Annotated in this window: 19 protein-coding genes and 1 pseudogene; 18 read left to right on the top strand and 2 right to left on the bottom strand. The window is 46.9% G+C overall.

Features of this window, described 5'->3' with window-relative positions; translation table 11 throughout:
• Window positions 1-2: 2 nt before the first annotated feature.
• From K401_RS0116310 to K401_RS0116400, 18 genes and pseudogenes are all read left to right on the top strand, one after another.
• A complete protein-coding gene (locus tag K401_RS0116310; RefSeq protein WP_024293949.1) occupies window positions 3-686 on the top strand; it encodes a stage III sporulation protein AF in 684 nt (227 codons plus the stop codon).
• Window positions 634-1,260, top strand: coding sequence for a SpoIIIAG-related protein (locus tag K401_RS0116315; RefSeq protein WP_024293950.1), 627 nt, complete (start codon window positions 634-636; stop codon window positions 1,258-1,260). Before K401_RS0116310 ends, K401_RS0116315 begins: the two co-directional genes overlap by 53 nt.
• A 15-nt stretch (window positions 1,261-1,275) precedes the next feature.
• Window positions 1,276-2,064, top strand: a complete 789-nt coding sequence (locus tag K401_RS0116320; RefSeq protein ID WP_027352419.1) for a SpoIIIAH-like family protein — start codon at window positions 1,276-1,278, stop codon at window positions 2,062-2,064.
• A 144-nt stretch (window positions 2,065-2,208) separates the two neighbouring features.
• Window positions 2,209-2,595: an Asp23/Gls24 family envelope stress response protein gene (locus K401_RS0116325; RefSeq protein WP_024293952.1), complete on the top strand. Its 387-nt coding sequence runs from the start codon at window positions 2,209-2,211 to the stop codon at window positions 2,593-2,595.
• Window positions 2,596-2,758: 163 nt separating this feature from the next.
• Window positions 2,759-4,186, top strand: a complete 1,428-nt coding sequence (locus K401_RS31940) for a sensor domain-containing diguanylate cyclase (RefSeq protein WP_051464040.1) — start codon at window positions 2,759-2,761, stop codon at window positions 4,184-4,186.
• 146 nt (window positions 4,187-4,332) lie between these two features.
• The gene (locus K401_RS0116340) at window positions 4,333-5,118 is read left to right on the top strand and encodes an aspartate dehydrogenase domain-containing protein (protein ID WP_024293954.1); all 786 of its coding nucleotides are present in this window, start codon (window positions 4,333-4,335) and stop codon (window positions 5,116-5,118) included.
• A gap of 59 nt (window positions 5,119-5,177) precedes the next feature.
• A complete protein-coding gene (locus tag K401_RS0116345) occupies window positions 5,178-6,092 on the top strand; it encodes a D-isomer specific 2-hydroxyacid dehydrogenase family protein (RefSeq protein WP_024293955.1) in 915 nt (304 codons plus the stop codon).
• Between the two features lie 65 nt (window positions 6,093-6,157).
• A pseudogene (gene nusB, locus K401_RS0116350) lies at window positions 6,158-6,598 on the top strand (transcription antitermination factor NusB); the annotation flags it as partial.
• Window positions 6,599-6,603: 5 nt separating this feature from the next.
• A complete protein-coding gene (gene xseA, locus K401_RS0116355) occupies window positions 6,604-7,956 on the top strand; it encodes an exodeoxyribonuclease VII large subunit (protein ID WP_024293957.1) in 1,353 nt (450 codons plus the stop codon).
• Window positions 7,957-7,970: 14 nt separating this feature from the next.
• Window positions 7,971-8,183, top strand: a complete 213-nt coding sequence (gene xseB, locus K401_RS0116360; RefSeq protein ID WP_024293958.1) for an exodeoxyribonuclease VII small subunit — start codon at window positions 7,971-7,973, stop codon at window positions 8,181-8,183.
• The gene (locus K401_RS0116365) at window positions 8,173-9,060 is read left to right on the top strand and encodes a polyprenyl synthetase family protein (protein WP_024293959.1); all 888 of its coding nucleotides are present in this window, start codon (window positions 8,173-8,175) and stop codon (window positions 9,058-9,060) included. Before xseB ends, K401_RS0116365 begins: the two co-directional genes overlap by 11 nt.
• 55 nt (window positions 9,061-9,115) lie before the next feature.
• Entirely contained in the window at window positions 9,116-11,017 is a 1,902-nt protein-coding gene (gene dxs / locus K401_RS0116370) for a 1-deoxy-D-xylulose-5-phosphate synthase (RefSeq protein WP_024293960.1), read from the top strand.
• Between the two features lie 25 nt (window positions 11,018-11,042).
• Window positions 11,043-11,909, top strand: a complete 867-nt coding sequence (locus K401_RS0116375; RefSeq protein ID WP_024293961.1) for a TlyA family RNA methyltransferase — start codon at window positions 11,043-11,045, stop codon at window positions 11,907-11,909.
• A gap of 10 nt (window positions 11,910-11,919) precedes the next feature.
• Window positions 11,920-12,777, top strand: a complete 858-nt coding sequence (locus tag K401_RS0116380; protein ID WP_024293962.1) for an NAD(+)/NADH kinase — start codon at window positions 11,920-11,922, stop codon at window positions 12,775-12,777.
• A gap of 11 nt (window positions 12,778-12,788) precedes the next feature.
• On the top strand, window positions 12,789-13,238 hold the full coding sequence (gene argR / locus K401_RS0116385; protein ID WP_024293963.1) for an arginine repressor: 450 nt from the start codon (window positions 12,789-12,791) through the stop codon (window positions 13,236-13,238).
• A gap of 11 nt (window positions 13,239-13,249) precedes the next feature.
• Window positions 13,250-14,908 (top strand): DNA repair protein RecN, encoded by a 1,659-nt coding sequence (recN, locus tag K401_RS0116390; RefSeq protein ID WP_024293964.1) that lies wholly within the window; start codon window positions 13,250-13,252, stop codon window positions 14,906-14,908.
• Window positions 14,909-14,954: 46 nt separating this feature from the next.
• Window positions 14,955-15,671, top strand: a complete 717-nt coding sequence (locus K401_RS0116395) for a DUF554 domain-containing protein (protein ID WP_024293965.1) — start codon at window positions 14,955-14,957, stop codon at window positions 15,669-15,671.
• A gap of 55 nt (window positions 15,672-15,726) precedes the next feature.
• Entirely contained in the window at window positions 15,727-16,521 is a 795-nt protein-coding gene (locus K401_RS0116400) for a YdcF family protein (RefSeq protein ID WP_024293966.1), read from the top strand.
• 59 nt (window positions 16,522-16,580) lie between these two features.
• On the opposite strand, the gene K401_RS0116405 is transcribed toward K401_RS0116400, so the two are convergent.
• Window positions 16,581-16,913, bottom strand: coding sequence for a branched-chain amino acid transporter permease (locus K401_RS0116405; RefSeq protein WP_024293967.1), 333 nt, complete (start codon window positions 16,911-16,913; stop codon window positions 16,581-16,583).
• Complete coding sequence (locus K401_RS0116410) at window positions 16,906-17,622, bottom strand: AzlC family ABC transporter permease (RefSeq protein ID WP_024293968.1); 717 nt, start codon at window positions 17,620-17,622, stop codon at window positions 16,906-16,908. Before K401_RS0116410 ends, K401_RS0116405 begins: the two co-directional genes overlap by 8 nt.
• Between the last annotated feature and the right edge of the window lie 45 nt (window positions 17,623-17,667).

Below are 17,667 nucleotides of genomic sequence, written 5' to 3' on the forward strand. Positions count from 1 at the left end.
ACATGGAAGAATTGTTTAACTGGATACGCAATATAACCTATTACCTGATTTTTATAACCGTGGTGGGAAACCTCCTGCCGGATAAGAAATATGAAAAGTACATAAAATTATTTGCCGGCATGGTGTTGATCCTTTTGGTATTAAAACCAATTACAGGAGGCTTAAGGCTTGATGATACCCTGGCTTACTATTTTGAGGCCATCAGTCTTAAAAAGGAAGCAGGAGAGCTGACGGGAAAGCTTTCAAGCATGGATGAGAAACGGCTTGAAACCATGATTGCCAGATATGAGGAGGCGGTGGGAACGGATTTAAAATCCATGGCAGAAACCGAAGGCTTTGACTGCAGGACATCCAGGGTGGAAATCAACAAGGATCAGGAAAGCGGTTCCTTTGGCCATGTAATGCAGGTCTCCATGGTTCTGGTGCCGCAGAAAACAGGAGAAGAAGCAAAGGGTGTGGCTGTTTCCGGAAATGGGACGGTTCCCGTAGAAAAGGTACAGGAAGTAGAAGAGGTGAAAATAGCCGGGTCAGAGCCGGAAAAAGGTGAGGATAAGGGACAGGAGGACGTGAGGAGGCAGAAACAGGAAGAAAATTCACGGCTTTCAGGTCTTAGAAGGCGGATTGCGGAATATTATGATTTGGAGGAACAGGATATTGAAATTCAAATGGAAGATGGGAAAGGATAAATGGCTGATCTTATTGGCTGTTGGAATGATTATCCTAATCCTTACATTTCCCTCCGGTTCGGGTATGGCCGCCAAGGTAGAGCGGACTGCAGAAAGCAAAAACCAGACGGCATTGCAAAAAGGAATCGTAACAGAGCCTGCAGATGGAGAAGCGGCTGCGGCGGCAGGAGCAGACCGGACCTATGAGGAGCAGCTGGAGGCGAGGGTAAAGAAAATTTTGAAAACCGTGGATGGGGTCGGTCAGGTAGAAGTGATGATCGTGCTGAAATCGTCAGAGGAGAAGGTACTGCGTGTCGATAAGGACAGTTCGGATTCCTCTACCGAGGAAAAGGACAGCTCCGGGGGGACCAGAAAGAACACCAGCGCAGAGCTTAAAGAAAGCACTATTCTTACCGGTTCAGGAGAAAACACATCTCCAATTGTGGAGAAGGAGATACGTCCGGAGATAGAAGGAATCGTCATCAGTGCCCAGGGCGGAGGCAGCCCCACGGTAAAAGCTGAAATTTCCAGTGCCATGGAAGCATTATTTAACCTGCCCCCACATAAAATAAAAGTATTAAAGAGGGTGGAATAAAAAGGAGTGTCATGTATGAGAAGTTGGAAAACAAGCAATGAACCCAAAGTCCCTAAAACCCCAAAGAAAATGGATATGAAGAAACTGTTCCGAAGAAACCAGATTATTATCACCACATTGGCCGTTATGATAGCTGCTGCTGGATATTTAAACTATGCCGGAAAGCAGGAGGCCGCTTCCGGGACAGACGTCTATGAGGCGGGGATGACTGATATTTCTGAAGAAGATATTTTAGCAGAAAACCAGTCCCTTACAGGCAGTGATGTAAATCAGGAAATCGCAAGCCTTGACCAGGATGCGGAAGATATCGATAAGCTGGAGGAAAATGAGACATTGGCAGCTGCAGAAAGCGACGGATCCGTGGATCTGGCAGCAAATGAGACACAGGCGGCCCAGACCGGCCTTGACAACCCTGGAGAAGCAGTGCTTACCAGCGGAATGAACGTATCGGACTACATATCAAGCGTACAGTTAAACAGAGAGCAGGTAAGGGCAAAGAACAAGGAAACCTTAATGAACTTAATCAACAATCCTAACATTGAGGAAGCGGCAAAACAGCAGGCCATTCAGGAAATGATCGAAATGACGGCTGTTTCTGAAAAAGAAAATGCAGCAGAAACCTTATTGCTTGCCAAAGGCTTTGCAGACCCTGTGGTCAGCATCTCCAGCGGAAAAGTGGATGTGGTCATTAATGCTCCCAGCATTACAGATCCTCAGCGGGCCCAGATTGAGGACATCGTAAAGAGGAAAACAGAAGTAGGGGCGGAGAGTATTGTGATCACCCTTATGAAACTGGAAGAGTAAAAAGCCGCGGCAAATGTTACGTTTCAGCCATGCCATTCATAATGTGCAAACACTTCTGCATGGCTAACTGTAACTTGCAAACTTCGGCCAGTTTTGCTATAATAATTCCAGAACCCAGAAATATGAGTACAGGAGGGAATTGCTGTGGCAGAAGTGGAAAGCAGAAATACTCACAAAGTATATGAAAAAGATAAAATCGGCGAAGTACAGATTGCAGACGATGTGGTGGCCATCATTGCTGGCCTTGCCGCAACAGAAGTAGAAGGCGTAGATTCCATGGCGGGCAATATCACCAATGAGCTGGTGGCGAAGCTGGGCATGAAAAATTTATCAAAAGGCGTTAAGGTAGAACTGACCGAAGAACACGTATCTGTGGATTTATCCTTAAACATCAAATACGGTTACAGCATACCTGCTGTCAGTGAGAAAGTTCAGGAGAAAGTGCAGAACGCTATTGAGAACATGACAGGATTAACGGTCCTGGATGTAAACATTCGGATTGCCGGTGTTGCATTGGAAGAGAATAAATAGATTTTTAGAAAAGTCTATCGCGGGGGGCGAACCGGGAAAAGGTTCATACCCCCGCTTTTCTTTGTGCATAAATGAGTAAAAATTTATTGTAATGATTTCGCTCAGGATTTATAATGAACCCGGAATATATCAACGGATTCTTAAGGGACAGGTGTTTACGTATATGATGACTGATAGGGAGAAGGACCATTACTCGCAGAAGGTAATGATTTTGTTTGGCCTGGTGGTTACGGTAATTGTGGGAGTATTCGCTTTAAACATTTGTTATTTCAAGGAGGTGGAAAAGATCCTGATAGAACAGACTTATCAGGATTTGGAGAAGGAAAGTGACGGGACATTGGCTGAACTTCAGAGAATAATCCAGGACAGGCTTGAAATGCTTGAAATATTTTCTGCATACGGTGATCCTCCGGAAGGACAGGATATAGAAAAGTGGCGGGGAAATTCAGAGACGTTTGAAACAGGGGGCTTACGGCTGGGGATTTCCGATGACCAGGGGATCATGTATTATGGAAACAATGAGTCACGGGATGTTTCCAAAAGCAGTGATTACCAAAGGGCGTTAAGCGGAAAGAACAGCATTTCCAGATTGTCTTTAAATGATTCTGACGGCCATGGGGGGATCGTTCTGACGGTTCCTGTAATAAGGGAGGGTCAGGTAAAGGGAGCAGCCTGCATGGAGTATACCGGTGCGGAACTGGGGAAATATTTAAATAACACGGAAATAAGCAGGTACGGAGCCAATCTGGTTTTCACAAAGACCGGAGAACTGGTGGCCTTCTGCCCTGGATACGAAAATTACGGCACCATTTACGATATGCTGAAGCTCATGGATTTTAAGGACGGGCAGTCTTTGGAACAGCTAAAAAAGGCGGTGGAGAGCGGGCTTTCCGGATATACTGTCTATGACCGCAATGGCAGCAGGGAGCTTCTTTATTATCAGCCTGCAGGAATCGGGGACTGGATGGTGGCTTCTCTGGTGCAAACAGAAGGCTATGAGAGCACTCTTCAAAGGATCGAAAGGCTGTCGGAACGCTTTGTTGCAGGTTCTACCTTTTTGCTGGCCTGTACGGTTTTGCTGATCATCTGTATTCTCCATCTGCGGAAAAAGGAATCCAAACGGGCGCAAAAGGATTATTTAACAGGGGTTTATACCAGGGAGACAGCCAAAAAGCTGGTGGAACAAGGGCTGAGAGCCGGAGGGAAAAAACGGTTTTATGCCTGTATGTTCCTTGATATTGATGATTTTAAGAAGATCAACGACACCTTTGGCCATCAAAAGGGAGACCTGGTTCTGACCCAGGCGGGAAAGATCTTAATCGACTGTACAAGGCAAGAGGATGTGATCGTCCGCTTTGGCGGGGATGAATTCTGCATATGGCTCTACGGCGTCAGCGGGAGGAAGCAGCCGGAGGCCATTGCAAAACGGATATTAAATGCGTTTCACGTTTCAGGAACCATTCATGCAAGCATTGGAATCACCCTGGTAGGAGAAGAAGAAACAGAATACGATGCCATTTTAAAACGGGCGGATCAGGCCTTATACCAGGCTAAGAGAAAAGGAAAGAATCAGTTTGCGCTCCAGCTTTGATGCTTTCGGGTAAGCCCATTGTTCTGCCTCTCCTTGAAAGTCCTATGGATTTCAGGTATAATGAAATTTAACCGAATTAAGTAAGCAGCGAAGCGGATTGCGGATATCCGCTTGACTGTTTTTAAAACTACGAAAAGGAGAAAAGCATGAATAAGCTTAAGCTTGGAATTATAGGAAACGGATATCTTGGAGAAATCATTGCGGGAGCATGGAGAGATGGTTTATTGCCGGAATATGAGCTGGTGGGAATTATGGGAAGGACAAAGGAAAAGACGGATGCCCTGGCAAATGAGATGGGTTGTAAGTCCTGCTCCGGGATCGGTGAACTGCTGGAATTAAAACCGGATTACATCGCTGAGGCAGCATCTGTAGCTTCCGTTAAGGATATGGCGGAAAAGATCCTGACAAATGGCTCCAACTTCATCGTACTGTCCATCGGCGCCTTTGCAGATCAGGAATTTTATGAAAAGGTGAAGGAAACAGCCAAAAAACATAATACCAGGGTATACATTGCCTCAGGAGCTGTAGGCGGATTTGATGTGCTCCGCACGGTTTCCCTTATGGGAGAGGCAACAGCCGGGATCGAGACCAGAAAGGGACCGGAATCCTTAAGAAATACCCCTCTTTTTGGGGAGCATCTGTTGACTGATGAAGAAAGCACCATGGTGTTTGAAGGCAATGCAAAGGAGGCCATTGGTCTTCTTCCCACAAAGGTGAATGTCGCAGTAGCGTCTTCCCTGGCAACGGCAGGCCCTGATAGGACAAAGGTGAACATTCACAGCGTTCCGGAAATGATCGGGGATGATCATAAGATCACCGCGGAAATTGACGGAGTGAAAGCGGTGGTGGATATTTATTCAAGCAACAGTGCCATTGCCGGCTGGAGTGTGGTGGCTGTGCTGCAAAACATTGTGTCACCGGTGGTTTTTTAACCGAATCAAGCAAGAAGCGAAGCGGATCGGGAATATCCGTTTGACTGGAGGAAGAGAAAATGTTTGAGAAATTAGTTGCCATTGAGCCGGTAAGCCTGGTGGAAGAGGCGGAGAAAGAGCTTTCTCGCTATGCAAAACAGGTGGTAATGTATGAGGACATTCCTTGTGACGATGAGGAGATCGTAAGGCGGATCGGAGATGCGGATGGAGTGCTTTTAAGCTATACCTCCAGAATCAGCCGGTTTGTCTTTGAAAGATGCCCTAATGTAAAGTATGTTGGGATGTGCTGCAGCCTTTATTCAAAGGAAAGTGCCAACGTGGACATCGCCTATGCCGAAGAACACGGGATCACAGTTCTGGGGATCCGTGATTACGGTGATGCGGGAGTGGTGGAATACGCCATCTGTGAGCTGGTGCGGTTCCTTCACGGATATGACAGGCCCATGTGGAAGGATATGCCTGTGGAGATCACCGGATTAAAGACAGGGATCATTGGAATGGGTGTTTCCGGAGGAATGATCGCTGATGCCTTAAAGTTTCTGGGAGCGGATGTTTCCTATTACAGCAGAAGCAGAAAGCCGGATCATGAAAAAAAGGGAATGAAGTATCTTCCCCTGGTAGAGCTTTTGGAGAGCAGTGAGGTGGTGTTTACCTGTTTAAACAAGAACGTGATTCTGCTTCACGAGGAGGAATTCCAAAGGCTTGGAAATGGAAAGATCCTCTTTAATACATCCATTGGACCTGCCTTTGAGCCGGAGGATTTAAAAAACTGGCTGGATGCGGGGGATAACCGGTTTGCCTGTGATACCGCGGGAGCAATTGGAGATATTACCGGAGAGCTTTTAAAGCATCCAAAGGTATTCTGCGTCAATGCTTCGGCCGGAAGAACCAGGCAGGCCTTTGGCATCTTAAGTGAAAAGGTGCTTGATAATATCCGGAGGTTTTTGGAGAACAGGAAAGTTTCTATTGTATAAAAAACCCTGTTAAGGTATAATAATTCCAAATGTCCAGAAAATCACCAATAGGAGGACCATGGGAAATGACCAGAAGTAAATTGCGTGAACACTGCTTTAAGATGCTCTTTTGTGCGGATTTTTATCCCGCAGAGGAGAAGACCGGGCAGCTTATCCAATATTTTGAGGAACCGAAAGAGGATGACCTAAACGCCGAGGGCGTGGAGGAGATCATCCACGATGTTGATATGAGTGAAGAGAATGCTGCTTATTTAAGGGAAAAGGCAGAGTCCGTAATGGTCAGAATCCCGGAACTGGATTCAAAGATCAACGAAGTAGCCGAAGGATGGAAGACGAAACGTATGGGTAAGGCGGAACTTACCATTCTCCGCCTGGCCCTTTATGAGATTTTATTTGATGAGGAAGTGCCGGAAAAGGTAGCCATCAATGAAGCTGTGGAACTGGCTAAAAAGTACGGCGGGAATGAATCTCCGGCATTTATAAACGGAGTCCTGGCAAAGCTGGTGTAATTATGGCAAGTGTATATTCCGTTACCCAGGTCAATGCTTATATTAAAAATATGTTTGCCCAGGATTTTGCCTTAAACCGGATCTCTGTCAAAGGCGAGGTGTCCAACTGCAAGTACCATACCTCCGGCCATATTTACTTTACCTTAAAAGACGGGAAATCTTCCATGGCAGCGGTGATGTTTGCCGGCCACAGGAAAGGGCTTGCTTTTAAACTGGAAGAAGGACAGCAGGTAGTGGTAAAGGGCAGCGTGGAGGTTTATGAGCGGGACGGAAGATATCAGCTCTACGCCCAGGAGATCACAAAAGAAGGAATCGGCGATTTATTTGAAAGGTTCCAAAAACTCCGTGATGAACTGGAAGAGATGGGGATGTTTTCCCCTGAATATAAGAAACCAATTCCAAGGCATGCAAAAACCGTAGGGATCGTGACGGCTCCTACGGGAGCGGCCATCCGGGATATCATGAATATCTCGGCAAGGCGCAACCCTTATGTGCAGCTGTTTCTCTATCCGGCACTTGTCCAGGGGGAGAACGCAAAGGAAAGTATTGTAAAGGGAATCGAAACCCTGGACCAGATGGGCCTTGATGTCCTGATCGTGGGGCGGGGCGGCGGTTCCATTGAGGATTTGTGGGCATTTAATGAAGAAGTTGTGGCCAGGGCTGTCTTTCATTGCACCACTCCGGTGATTTCTGCCGTGGGCCATGAAACCGATGTGACTATTACCGATTATGTGGCGGACATGCGTGCGCCAACCCCCTCGGCAGCGGCCGAGCTGGCTGTATTTGATTACCGCCTGTTCGAAGAACAGGTGGGGCTGTATGGCAATACCCTTTTAAGGACCATGGAAAGAAAACTGGAACGATATCGTTTTCAGGGAAACCAATACGCCTTAAAACTGAAAATATACGACCCAAAGCGCCGGATCCATGAAAGCCGTCAAAGGCTTGCGGACATAGAGGACAGGCTGAAAAACCTTATTCTTGTAAAGACGGCTGCAGGCCGGACAAGGGCAGAAGAAGGAAGGCTCCGCATGCAGCAGCTCATAGAAAAGCAGACGGTGCGGGACAGGCACAGGCTGGAGCTTCTCATCAGCCGTCTGGAAGCTGGATCCCCTTTAAAAAGAATTGGCGGCGGGTACGGCTTTGTGACCGACGGAAAAAATAAGCGGATCAATTCCGTGAACCAGGTAAAGGCCGGAGACAGGATAGGAGTACGGCTTAAGGATGGCAGCATGGAGGCAGTGGTTTCCCGCATTGCCCCGGAGGAATCCGGCTTATCAGAAAGCCGGAAGGAAGCAGCTTCCAGGTATGACTGTATTCCCCTGGAAGACGGGCAGGAAAAGGAAACTGAATAAGGAGAACCGGACTTATGGCGGCAAAAAAAGAAAAGACCATTGAAGAGACATTCAGCGAGCTGGAAGAGCTCATTAAGAAACTGGAAAGCGGAGAAAGCTCTCTGGAGGAATCCTTCCAGTATTATGAGACAGGCATGAAGCTTGTAAAGTTCTGCAATGAAAAAATAGATAAGGTTGAAAAGAAGATTATCGTGTTAGAGGAAAATGGTGAGGAACATGAACTTTAATGAAGTGTTTTCTGCCCGCACAGAAGAAGTGGGGCACATTGTGGAAACATACCTTCCTCCTGTGGAGGGCTATCAGAGTACGGTGCTGGCGGCGATGGATTACAGCGTCAGGGCCGGAGGAAAAAGGCTTCGTCCCATGCTGATGGAGGAGACCTACCGATTATTCGGCGGCAGGGGAAAAGAGATCGAGCCGTTTATGGCGGCGATTGAGATGATTCACACCTCCTCCCTGATCCACGATGACCTTCCCTGTATGGATAATGATACCCTGCGCCGGGGCTTGCCTACGGCATGGGTGAAATTCGGCTATGACATGGCAGTGCTGGCAGGAGACGGCCTGCTGATTTATTCCATGGAGACGGCTGCAAAAGCTCTTTCCATGAGCGGCAGGCCGGATCTGGTTGCCAGATGCATGGGGATCTTAGCGGAGAAAACAGGAATCTATGGAATGATAGGCGGTCAGACCGTTGATGTGGAGCTGGCAGGAAAACCCATTCCCAAGGAAAAGCTGAATTTCATTTACCGGCTGAAGACAGGAGCGCTTATAGAGGCTTCCATGATGATCGGAGCCGTTCTTGGAGGAGCGGATGAAGCACAGCTGAAGCTGGTGGAGAACATGGCTTCCTGCCTCGGAATGGCGTTTCAGATCCAGGATGATATCCTGGACTTAATCAGCAGTGAGGAGGTTCTTGGAAAGCCTGTACTCAGCGATGAAAAGAACCACAAAACCACCTATGTAACCCTGGAGGGAATAAAAAAGGCGAAGCAGGATGTGGAGATGATTTCAGAAGAGGCGATTTCCTGCCTCCATGAGCTTCCCGGACAGAATGAATTTCTGGAAGCACTCATACGGATGCTGGTGAACCGGGAAAAGTAAGCGGAAGTCCGGCTGTATGGCCAAACCTAACGCAAATAGAGGATCTGATAAAAATATGATACTGGAATTAATAAATGGGCCTGAGGATATCAAAAAGCTGACAAAGCAGGAGCTTGATATTTTAAGCCAGGAAATTCGTGATTTTTTGGTAGAGAAAATAAGCGTCACAGGCGGTCATCTGGCTTCCAATCTGGGAGTGGTGGAACTGACCATGGCCATATATCTGGCTTTTGACCTTCCAAAGGATAAAGTCATCTGGGACGTAGGACATCAGTCCTATACCCATAAAATATTAAGCGGCAGAAGAGGAGAGTTTGATGATCTGCGGCAGTACGGCGGCATAAGCGGCTTTCCAAAGAGAAAAGAAAGCCCTTGTGATGCCTTTGATACCGGTCACAGCTCTACCTCTATTTCCGCCGGGCTGGGACTGGCCCAGGCAAGAGATGTGCTGGGTGAGAATCATTTCGTGGTATCCGTCATCGGAGACGGAGCCTTAACAGGCGGAATGGCTTATGAAGCTTTAAACAATGCGGCCAGGATAAAGAAAAATTTCATCATTATCCTAAACGATAATAACATGTCCATCTCCGAAAATGTGGGAGGCATGTCTACGTATTTAAACAGCATCCGTACCGGAGAGGGGTATCTGGATTTAAAGAAGCACGTGACCAATGTGCTGTCCAGGATCCCGGTCATCGGAGAGCAGATCATCGATAAGATCAGCAGGACAAAGGACGGCATCAAGCAGCTTCTCATACCAGGGATGCTGTTTGAAAACATGGGAATTACCTATCTTGGACCTGTGGATGGCCATAATGTAAAGGCTCTTTCCAGGACCTTAAGGGAGGCGAAAAAGCTTCCGCATACGGTTCTGGTCCATGTGATCACCCAGAAAGGCAAGGGATATGCCCTGGCGGAGAGGAATCCTTCCAAATTCCATGGAGTGGAGCCTTTCAATATTATCACCGGAGAATCGAAAAAGAAGAAGAAAAATCCCAGCTATACGGATGTGTTTTCCAAAACCGTCTGTCGTCTGGCTGAACAAGATAAAAGAATCGTGGCGGTAACGGCGGCCATGCCGGATGGAACAGGTTTAAAGCGGTTTTCCCGTCTATATCCGGGCCGTTTTTTTGACGTGGGAATTGCGGAGGAACATGCGGTGACCTCGGCGGCCGGAATGGCGGCCGGCGGCTTAAAGCCGATTGTGGCCGTTTATTCATCATTTTTACAGCGTGGCTTTGACCAGATTCTTCATGATGTATGCATCCAGAACCTGCCGGTTGTCTTTGCTATAGACCGTGCGGGACTTGTAGGCAGCGACGGGGAGACTCATCAGGGGATTTTTGATTTGTCCTATTTGACTGCCATCCCCAATATGAGCGTGTTTGCACCGAAAAATTTATGGGAGCTCATGGATGGAATGGAATTTGCTCTTTCCTATAATGGCCCTTTTGCGGTGCGCTATCCAAGAGGAGAGGCATACCAGGGTTTAAAGAATTTCCGCGCCCCCATTGAATACGGCAAGGGAGAGATGATTTATGAGGAAAGTGATATCGCTCTTCTGGCAGTGGGAAGCATGGTGAGCACGGGAGAGCATGTGAGGCAAAAGCTGAAGGCGGAAGGCTGGAACTGCACTCTGGCTAACGGACGGTTCGTGAAGCCTTTTGACAAAGAACTGGTGGACCGGCTGGCAAAGAATCACTGGCTTTTGGTGATCATGGAAGAAAATGTACTTCAGGGAGGTTATTGCCCTGCGGTTGCCAGCTATATTCATGAGCATTATCCATATGTAAAGGTCATGAACATCGCCTTGCCGGATTCCTATGTGGAGCATGGCAACGTGTCCCTTCTTCGCAAGGGACTGGGCATTGACAGTGATTCCATCATATGGAGGCTTAAAAAGGAATATCTGGACACAGAACGTCAGAACGCGGAATGGAAAAGGACAAATTATTAAGATAAAACAGAGGAAATGAAAAGGAATGAAAGAACGGTTGGATGTGCTTTTAGTAAAGCAGGGACTGGCTGAGTCCAGGGAAAAGGCCAAAGCAATCATCATGTCCGGGATCGTCTATGTAGGCGGGGAGAAGGAAGACAAAGCCGGCACCACATTTGATGAAAATTCAATTATTGAGGTAAGGGGAAGCACCCTGCGGTACGTGAGCCGGGGCGGCTTGAAGCTTGAAAAGGCCATGACCCATTTCGGCGTGACCCTGGAAGGCAAGGTATGCATGGATGTAGGCTCCTCCACAGGCGGTTTTACGGACTGTATGCTTCAAAACGGGGCCGTAAAGGTTTATGCGGTGGATGTGGGCCACGGCCAGCTTGCATGGAAGCTTCGGAACGATGAGCGTGTGGTGTGTATGGAAAAAACCAATATCCGTTACGTTACTCCGGAGAATCTGGCCGACCCTATTGAATTTTCCTCCATCGATGTTTCCTTTATTTCCCTGACAAAGGTATTGGGCCCTGTAAAAGCCCTTCTTACGGATGAAGGGGAGATTGTCTGCCTGATCAAGCCTCAGTTTGAAGCCGGTCGGGAAAAGGTGGGAAAAAAGGGCGTGGTAAGGGAAAGGTCCGTCCATTTGGAAGTGATCCGAATGGTTATTTCCCACGCGGAAAGCATTGGGTTTGAAGTGCTTCATCTGGAATATTCCCCAATTAAGGGACCGGAAGGAAATATTGAGTATCTTCTTCACTTAAAAAACCACCGGCCAGGCGAAGAACAACCGGAGAGCCAGGTGGATCCGGAAAAGATCGTAAAAGAAGCTCATGCAGACTTAACAGGACGCGAGAACGGTCTGCCACGAGAAGGCACCGAAGGGGACCCGGATTATTCTTGCAGGTAAGGAGTTTATTATGAAGTATTTTTATGTGATCATGAACCCTGATAAAGAGGGGGCCAGAGAGACTGCAAGAGCCATTCGCGATTATCTTACAGATCATGGAGCCGTCTGCCTGATCGGGGGAGAAGGCCAGGATAAGCGGCATCAGAAGAGCCATTATACTGATGCTGCCATGGTGCCGGAAGAAACGGAGTGCCTTATCACCTTAGGCGGCGATGGGACCCTTATACAGGCTGCCAGAGATCTGGCAGGCCGGAATATCCCTATGATCGGGATCAACCGGGGGACCCTTGGGTATCTGACCCAGGTATCCCGCACAGAGGAAATCAATGACGCCCTTTCCGCTCTTCTTGCCAATGACTATAAGCTGGAAGAACGGATGATGCTGGACGGCTGTATTTACCGAAAAGGAGAGCCTGTATGTCAGGATATCGCTTTAAATGAGATCGTGGTAGCCAGAAGCGATAATTTAAAGATGCTGCAGTTTAAGGTTTATTTGAACCAGGAATTCTTAAATGAATACCGGGCGGATGGGCTTATAGCAGCAACGCCTACCGGTTCCACTGCCTACAATCTTTCCGCAGGAGGGCCGATCATTGTTCCGGATTCCAAAATGGTGGTTCTGACCCCTATCTGCTCTCATGCCCTTGGGGCAAGGAGCATCGTCCTTTCTGCCGATGACTGGATCCAGATCGAGATGACGGGAAAAAAGGGCGTATGTCAGGCTGCAGTATTTGACGGAGACACCGCTACAGAGCTTTATCCGGGGGATTGCATAGAGATACGCCGGTCAGAGGTTAAGACCATTCTGATAAAGCTGAAAAACATATCATTTTTAGATAACCTGCGCAACAAAATGGCTGGTATATAGGGAGGGGCACTATGAAACTGGAACGACACAGCAAAATTGTGGAACTCATCGGAAAATACGAGATCGAAACTCAGGAGGAGCTGGCGGATTATTTGAATCAGGCAGGCTTTGCAGTCACCCAGGCAACGGTTTCCAGAGATATCAGGGAGCTGAAGCTGACAAAGGTTCAGTCTGAGTCAGGAAAGCAGCGGTATGTGGTGCTTCAAAACCAGAGTTCCTTCAGTGATAAGTACATCCGGATCCTGCGGGATGGCTATTTATCCATGGACATGGCACAGAACATTCTGGTCATAAAGACCGTATCCGGCATGGCTATGGCGGTGGCTGCTGCGTTAGACGCCCTTCATTTCAGTGAAATGGTGGGCTGTATTGCAGGAGATGACACCATCATGTGCGCCATTCGGAGCTCTGATGATACCATACTCATGATGGACAAGCTTAAAAAACTCATTACGGGATAAAGGAGGCCGCCATGCTTTCAGAATTACACGTAAAGAACCTAGCCCTGATCGAAAAAGCCGATGTGGAGTTTGGACAGGGTTTTAATGTCCTCACCGGCGAAACCGGAGCCGGTAAATCCATTATTATCGGCTCCGTTACCATTGCTCTTGGGGGCAAGACGCCAAAGGATATTATTAGAAAGGGCACAGAATACGCCTATATTGAACTGATCTTTACGGTCAGGGACACAGAGAAAGTCCGCCTGTTAAAAGAGCTGGACGTTTATCCTGACGGAGATGGTACGGTCATTATTTCAAAAAAGATCATGCCCTCCAGAAGCTTGAGCAAAATCAATGACGAAACCGTGACCGCAGGGAAGCTGCGGGATATAACGGGCCTTCTCATCGATATTCATGGACAGCATGAACATCAGTCTTTACTCTACAAATCCAAACATCTTGAGATTCTGGACCGCTACCAGGAGAAAAAGTCCCATGAGCTAAAAGAAAATATTGCAGATACATATAAGGAATATGTCCGGCTGAAAGACCGCCTTTCCGCCTTCCAGCTAGACGAAGAGGTCAGGCTCAGGGAAATGGATTTTATCCGTTACGAGATAGAAGAGATCGAGAATGCCCGTCTAAAAGAAGGAGAAAAGGAAGAACTGTCTTCCAGGTACCGGCTGTTTGTGAACGCAAAAAAAATAACCGAAAGCCTTTCCATTGCTTATTCCGCCGTGGATTCGGACTTTATCAGCCGTGCTTTAAAAGAAGTGGAGTCAGTTGCTTCCTACGATGAAAGACTTTCTGCCATAAGGGACCAGCTTTTTGATGCGGATTCCATCTTAAGTGATATCAACCGGGAAATAACCTCTTATATGGATGACATGTCTTTTGATGAAGAGGAATACGGACAGATAGAGGAGCGGCTTGATGTCATTCACAATCTGGAAGCAAAATACGGGGGAAGTCTGGATCAGATTTTTATAAATCTGGAAGAAAAGCAGAAACGCCTGGACGAGTTGGAAGATTATGACGGGGCTAAAAAGAGAACGGCAGAAGAGCTTCAAAGGGTATCGGACCGGCTGGAACATCTTTCCGGGCAATTATCTGAAATGAGAAAGCATACGGCTAAGGAGCTGACAAAAAAGATAAGAGAAGGATTAAAGGACTTAAATTTCATTGATGTGGAATTTTCCATGGAATTTTCACGCCTTGGACATTATACGGCTAACGGCTTTGACGAGGCCGAATTTTTGATTTCCACGAATCCCGGTGAGCCTTTAAAGCCTTTGGGAATGGTAGCTTCCGGCGGCGAGCTGTCCAGGATCATGCTGGCAATTAAAACTGTGCTGGCAGATACGGATGACATTCCGACTTTGATTTTTGATGAGATCGACACCGGCATCAGCGGGCGCACGGCCCAGAAGGTGTCGGAAAAGCTGGCTTACATTGCCGGGAACCATCAGGTGATCTGCATCACCCACCTGCCTCAGATCGCCGCCATGGCTGACTGCCATTACGAGATCGCTAAGGCGGTGGAAGAAGGCCGGACAGCCACCTCCATACACCGCCTGGGCGGAGAAGAGGTGGTAGAGGAGCTGGCAAGGCTTTTAGGCGGTGCGGAGATCACCGAGGCTGTGAGAGCCAATGCAAGGGAAATGAAGCGGCTTGCAAAAGAAAGCAGATAAGCTGTGAATTTTTGCAAATGATAATGAAAACCGGGAGTATGAAAGCATGATTGGATTAGGAACGCTGATAAATGTGGTAGGAATTACGGCAGGAGGCTTGGGAGGTCTTCTCTTTGGAAAGAGGATGGAGGAGCGGTACCAGCGCACGCTGATGAATGCGGCCGGTATCTGCGTGGTGTTTCTTGGTATTGAGGGCGTTATGGGAGAAATGCTGGTCATCCGGCAGGGAGAGCTTACCAGCAGAGGAACGATGATGCTGATCCTGTCTTTTTTCATTGGGTCCCTGCTTGGGGAGTGGCTGGACATTGAATCAGCCATGGAACGGTTTGGGGAATGGCTTAAGATAAAAACCAACAGCAGCGGTGATACAAGATTTGTAGACGGATTTGTAACAGCCTCCTTAACGGTCTGCATCGGCGCCATGGCAGTGGTAGGTTCCATCAAGGATGGAATCTCTGGAGATTATACGGTTCTTGCAGCCAAAGCGCTCCTGGATTTGATTATCATTCTGGTCATGACCGCGTCTCTGGGAAAAGGGTGTATTTTCTCAGCGATTCCGGTTGCCATATTTCAGGGAACCATAACGCTTCTGGCAAGACTTATTGAACCCCTTATGACGGAGCAGGCATTGTCAAATCTGTCCTTAACCGGTTCGGTTATGATTTTTTGTGTAGGCGTGAATCTGGTCTGGGGGAAGATGATAAAGGTGGCAAATTTGCTTCCGGCCATCTTTTTGTCCGTCGCTTTTGCTTTTCTTTTTTAGTATCTCTTGGCGCTTGAGTTGTATCACCATGAATTGGCGTTGAAAGGAAAAATCATTGAAGGATAATATTGCTGAATGCATAAACATGTTAGGCAGTTTTTGCGGGAAGAGAGATATTCCTGCATTGACTTGTGATGGGCTGAGAAAAAAGTATGGAATACAACAGGCAGATGTAATGGTCCTTTTCGGCGGCAGCATTATGTGCGGCGGGGATGTCCTGGCACATGCAATGCAGGCAGGGATAGCAAAAAAATATGTAATTGCAGGCGGAGCAGGTCACACAACAGAAACCCTGCGCCTGAAAATGCATAAGGAGTTCCCGGATATAGAAACGGCCGGTTTGCCGGAAGCGGAAATATTTGATGCATATATTGAGCACCGGTATGGATTAAAAGCAGATATTCTGGAATGCAATTCTACAAACTGCGGAAACAACATAACATATCTTCTGGAATTGCTGAAGGAACATAATATTCCTTTTAAAAGTATTATTCTTGCACAGGACGCAACAATGCAGCATCGAATGGAGGCAGGACTCCGGAAGTATGTTTCTGACGATGTGACCATCATTAATTATGCCGTCTACTGTGCCCATGTGATTGTAAAGGATTCAAAGCTTGTTTTTGAAAAAGAAATATGGGGAATGTGGGACATGGACAGATATATAACGCTGTTAATGGGCGAGATTCCCCGATTATCAGATGATGGGAACGGATATGGGCCGAAGGGAAAAGGCTATATTGCTCATGTGGATATGCCGAAAGAAGTAAAGGATGCTTTTAAGGAATTGAAAAAGGAATTCGCTGATAAAATACGGACAGCAAATCCCTTGTATGCGTCAGCGGAATGATTTCTCCCTTTTCTGTGCTGATTTTCCGGTTCCGGTTTTGGTGGCCGGTTTAACATTCCTTATATGGGAAACACGGTACGAATCAGAACCATATAGCAAAGGGTTCCTGAAAAGATACTGATAAGCGTATTTTTGTGCCAAAATTGCATGACGATAACAAGCACCACTGGAATAATCTCCGGGGCGCCATGGGGATATACCGTAAATTGAGTGTTCCTAAGGCAATAGATGACCAGAATCAGCATAATGGAAGCAGGAAGAACGGTACCGAGATATGATATTATTTGCGGAGGACGTTTTTTCATAAACAGAAGATAAGGCAGACCTCGCGAGATCCATGTTATCATTGCAACAATGCCAATGGTTGCTGCGGCCATCAGATTCTTACTCATTTCTGCCCTCCAGAGTCCCTTTATGAATATGGTTTTTAAGGATAACTAATAAAATCATGCTTACAGACAGGGCCGGAAGGATGAAATGATCAGGCCCTGTTAAAAAGTAAAATAATACTGCGCTTATAAAACCGATGACAGCCGGAATATGAGATTCAAATTCTCTCCATTGATTAACAACGACTGCTGTAAAAAATGCTGTTGCGGAAAATTCAATACCTGCCATGTCAATTGGCAGTACATTTCCAATCACTGCACCTGATGAACAGCTGATAATCCAAAGGATGTGGCAAAGGAATAAGATATAGAATTGGACCTTTTGTTTATCCAGCCCAATTGGACATTTTAAAGCACATAGGACAGAGTATGTTTCATCTGTCATTGTCAAAGCCATGTAAGGATATTTCCAGTATGATCTCCTTTGTTTTCCTATGTTGCGGAATTCATCAATAAAACTTATGCCGTAAAAGATGTGCCTGGCATTAATGAACAGTGTCATAAGAGCTATCATGTATAACGGAGCACCGGAGGTCATAAGTGTTACCATAACAATCTGCATAGAACCTGCATAGATCAGTAAGGCGGATAAAAATGCCCATATAGGTGAATACCCTGCTTTATTCAGCAGAATACCGCTTGCCAGGCCCACAAATACATAAGAAAAAACCAACGGGATTATTTGTTTTATGGCATAATTCAGTGATTTCACAAAGTCTTTTCCTTTTCGTAATAGTTACTCTGATTCTACAATTAT

The organism is Lacrimispora indolis DSM 755, from assembly GCF_000526995.1.
Lineage (GTDB): Bacteria > Bacillota > Clostridia > Lachnospirales > Lachnospiraceae > Lacrimispora > Lacrimispora indolis.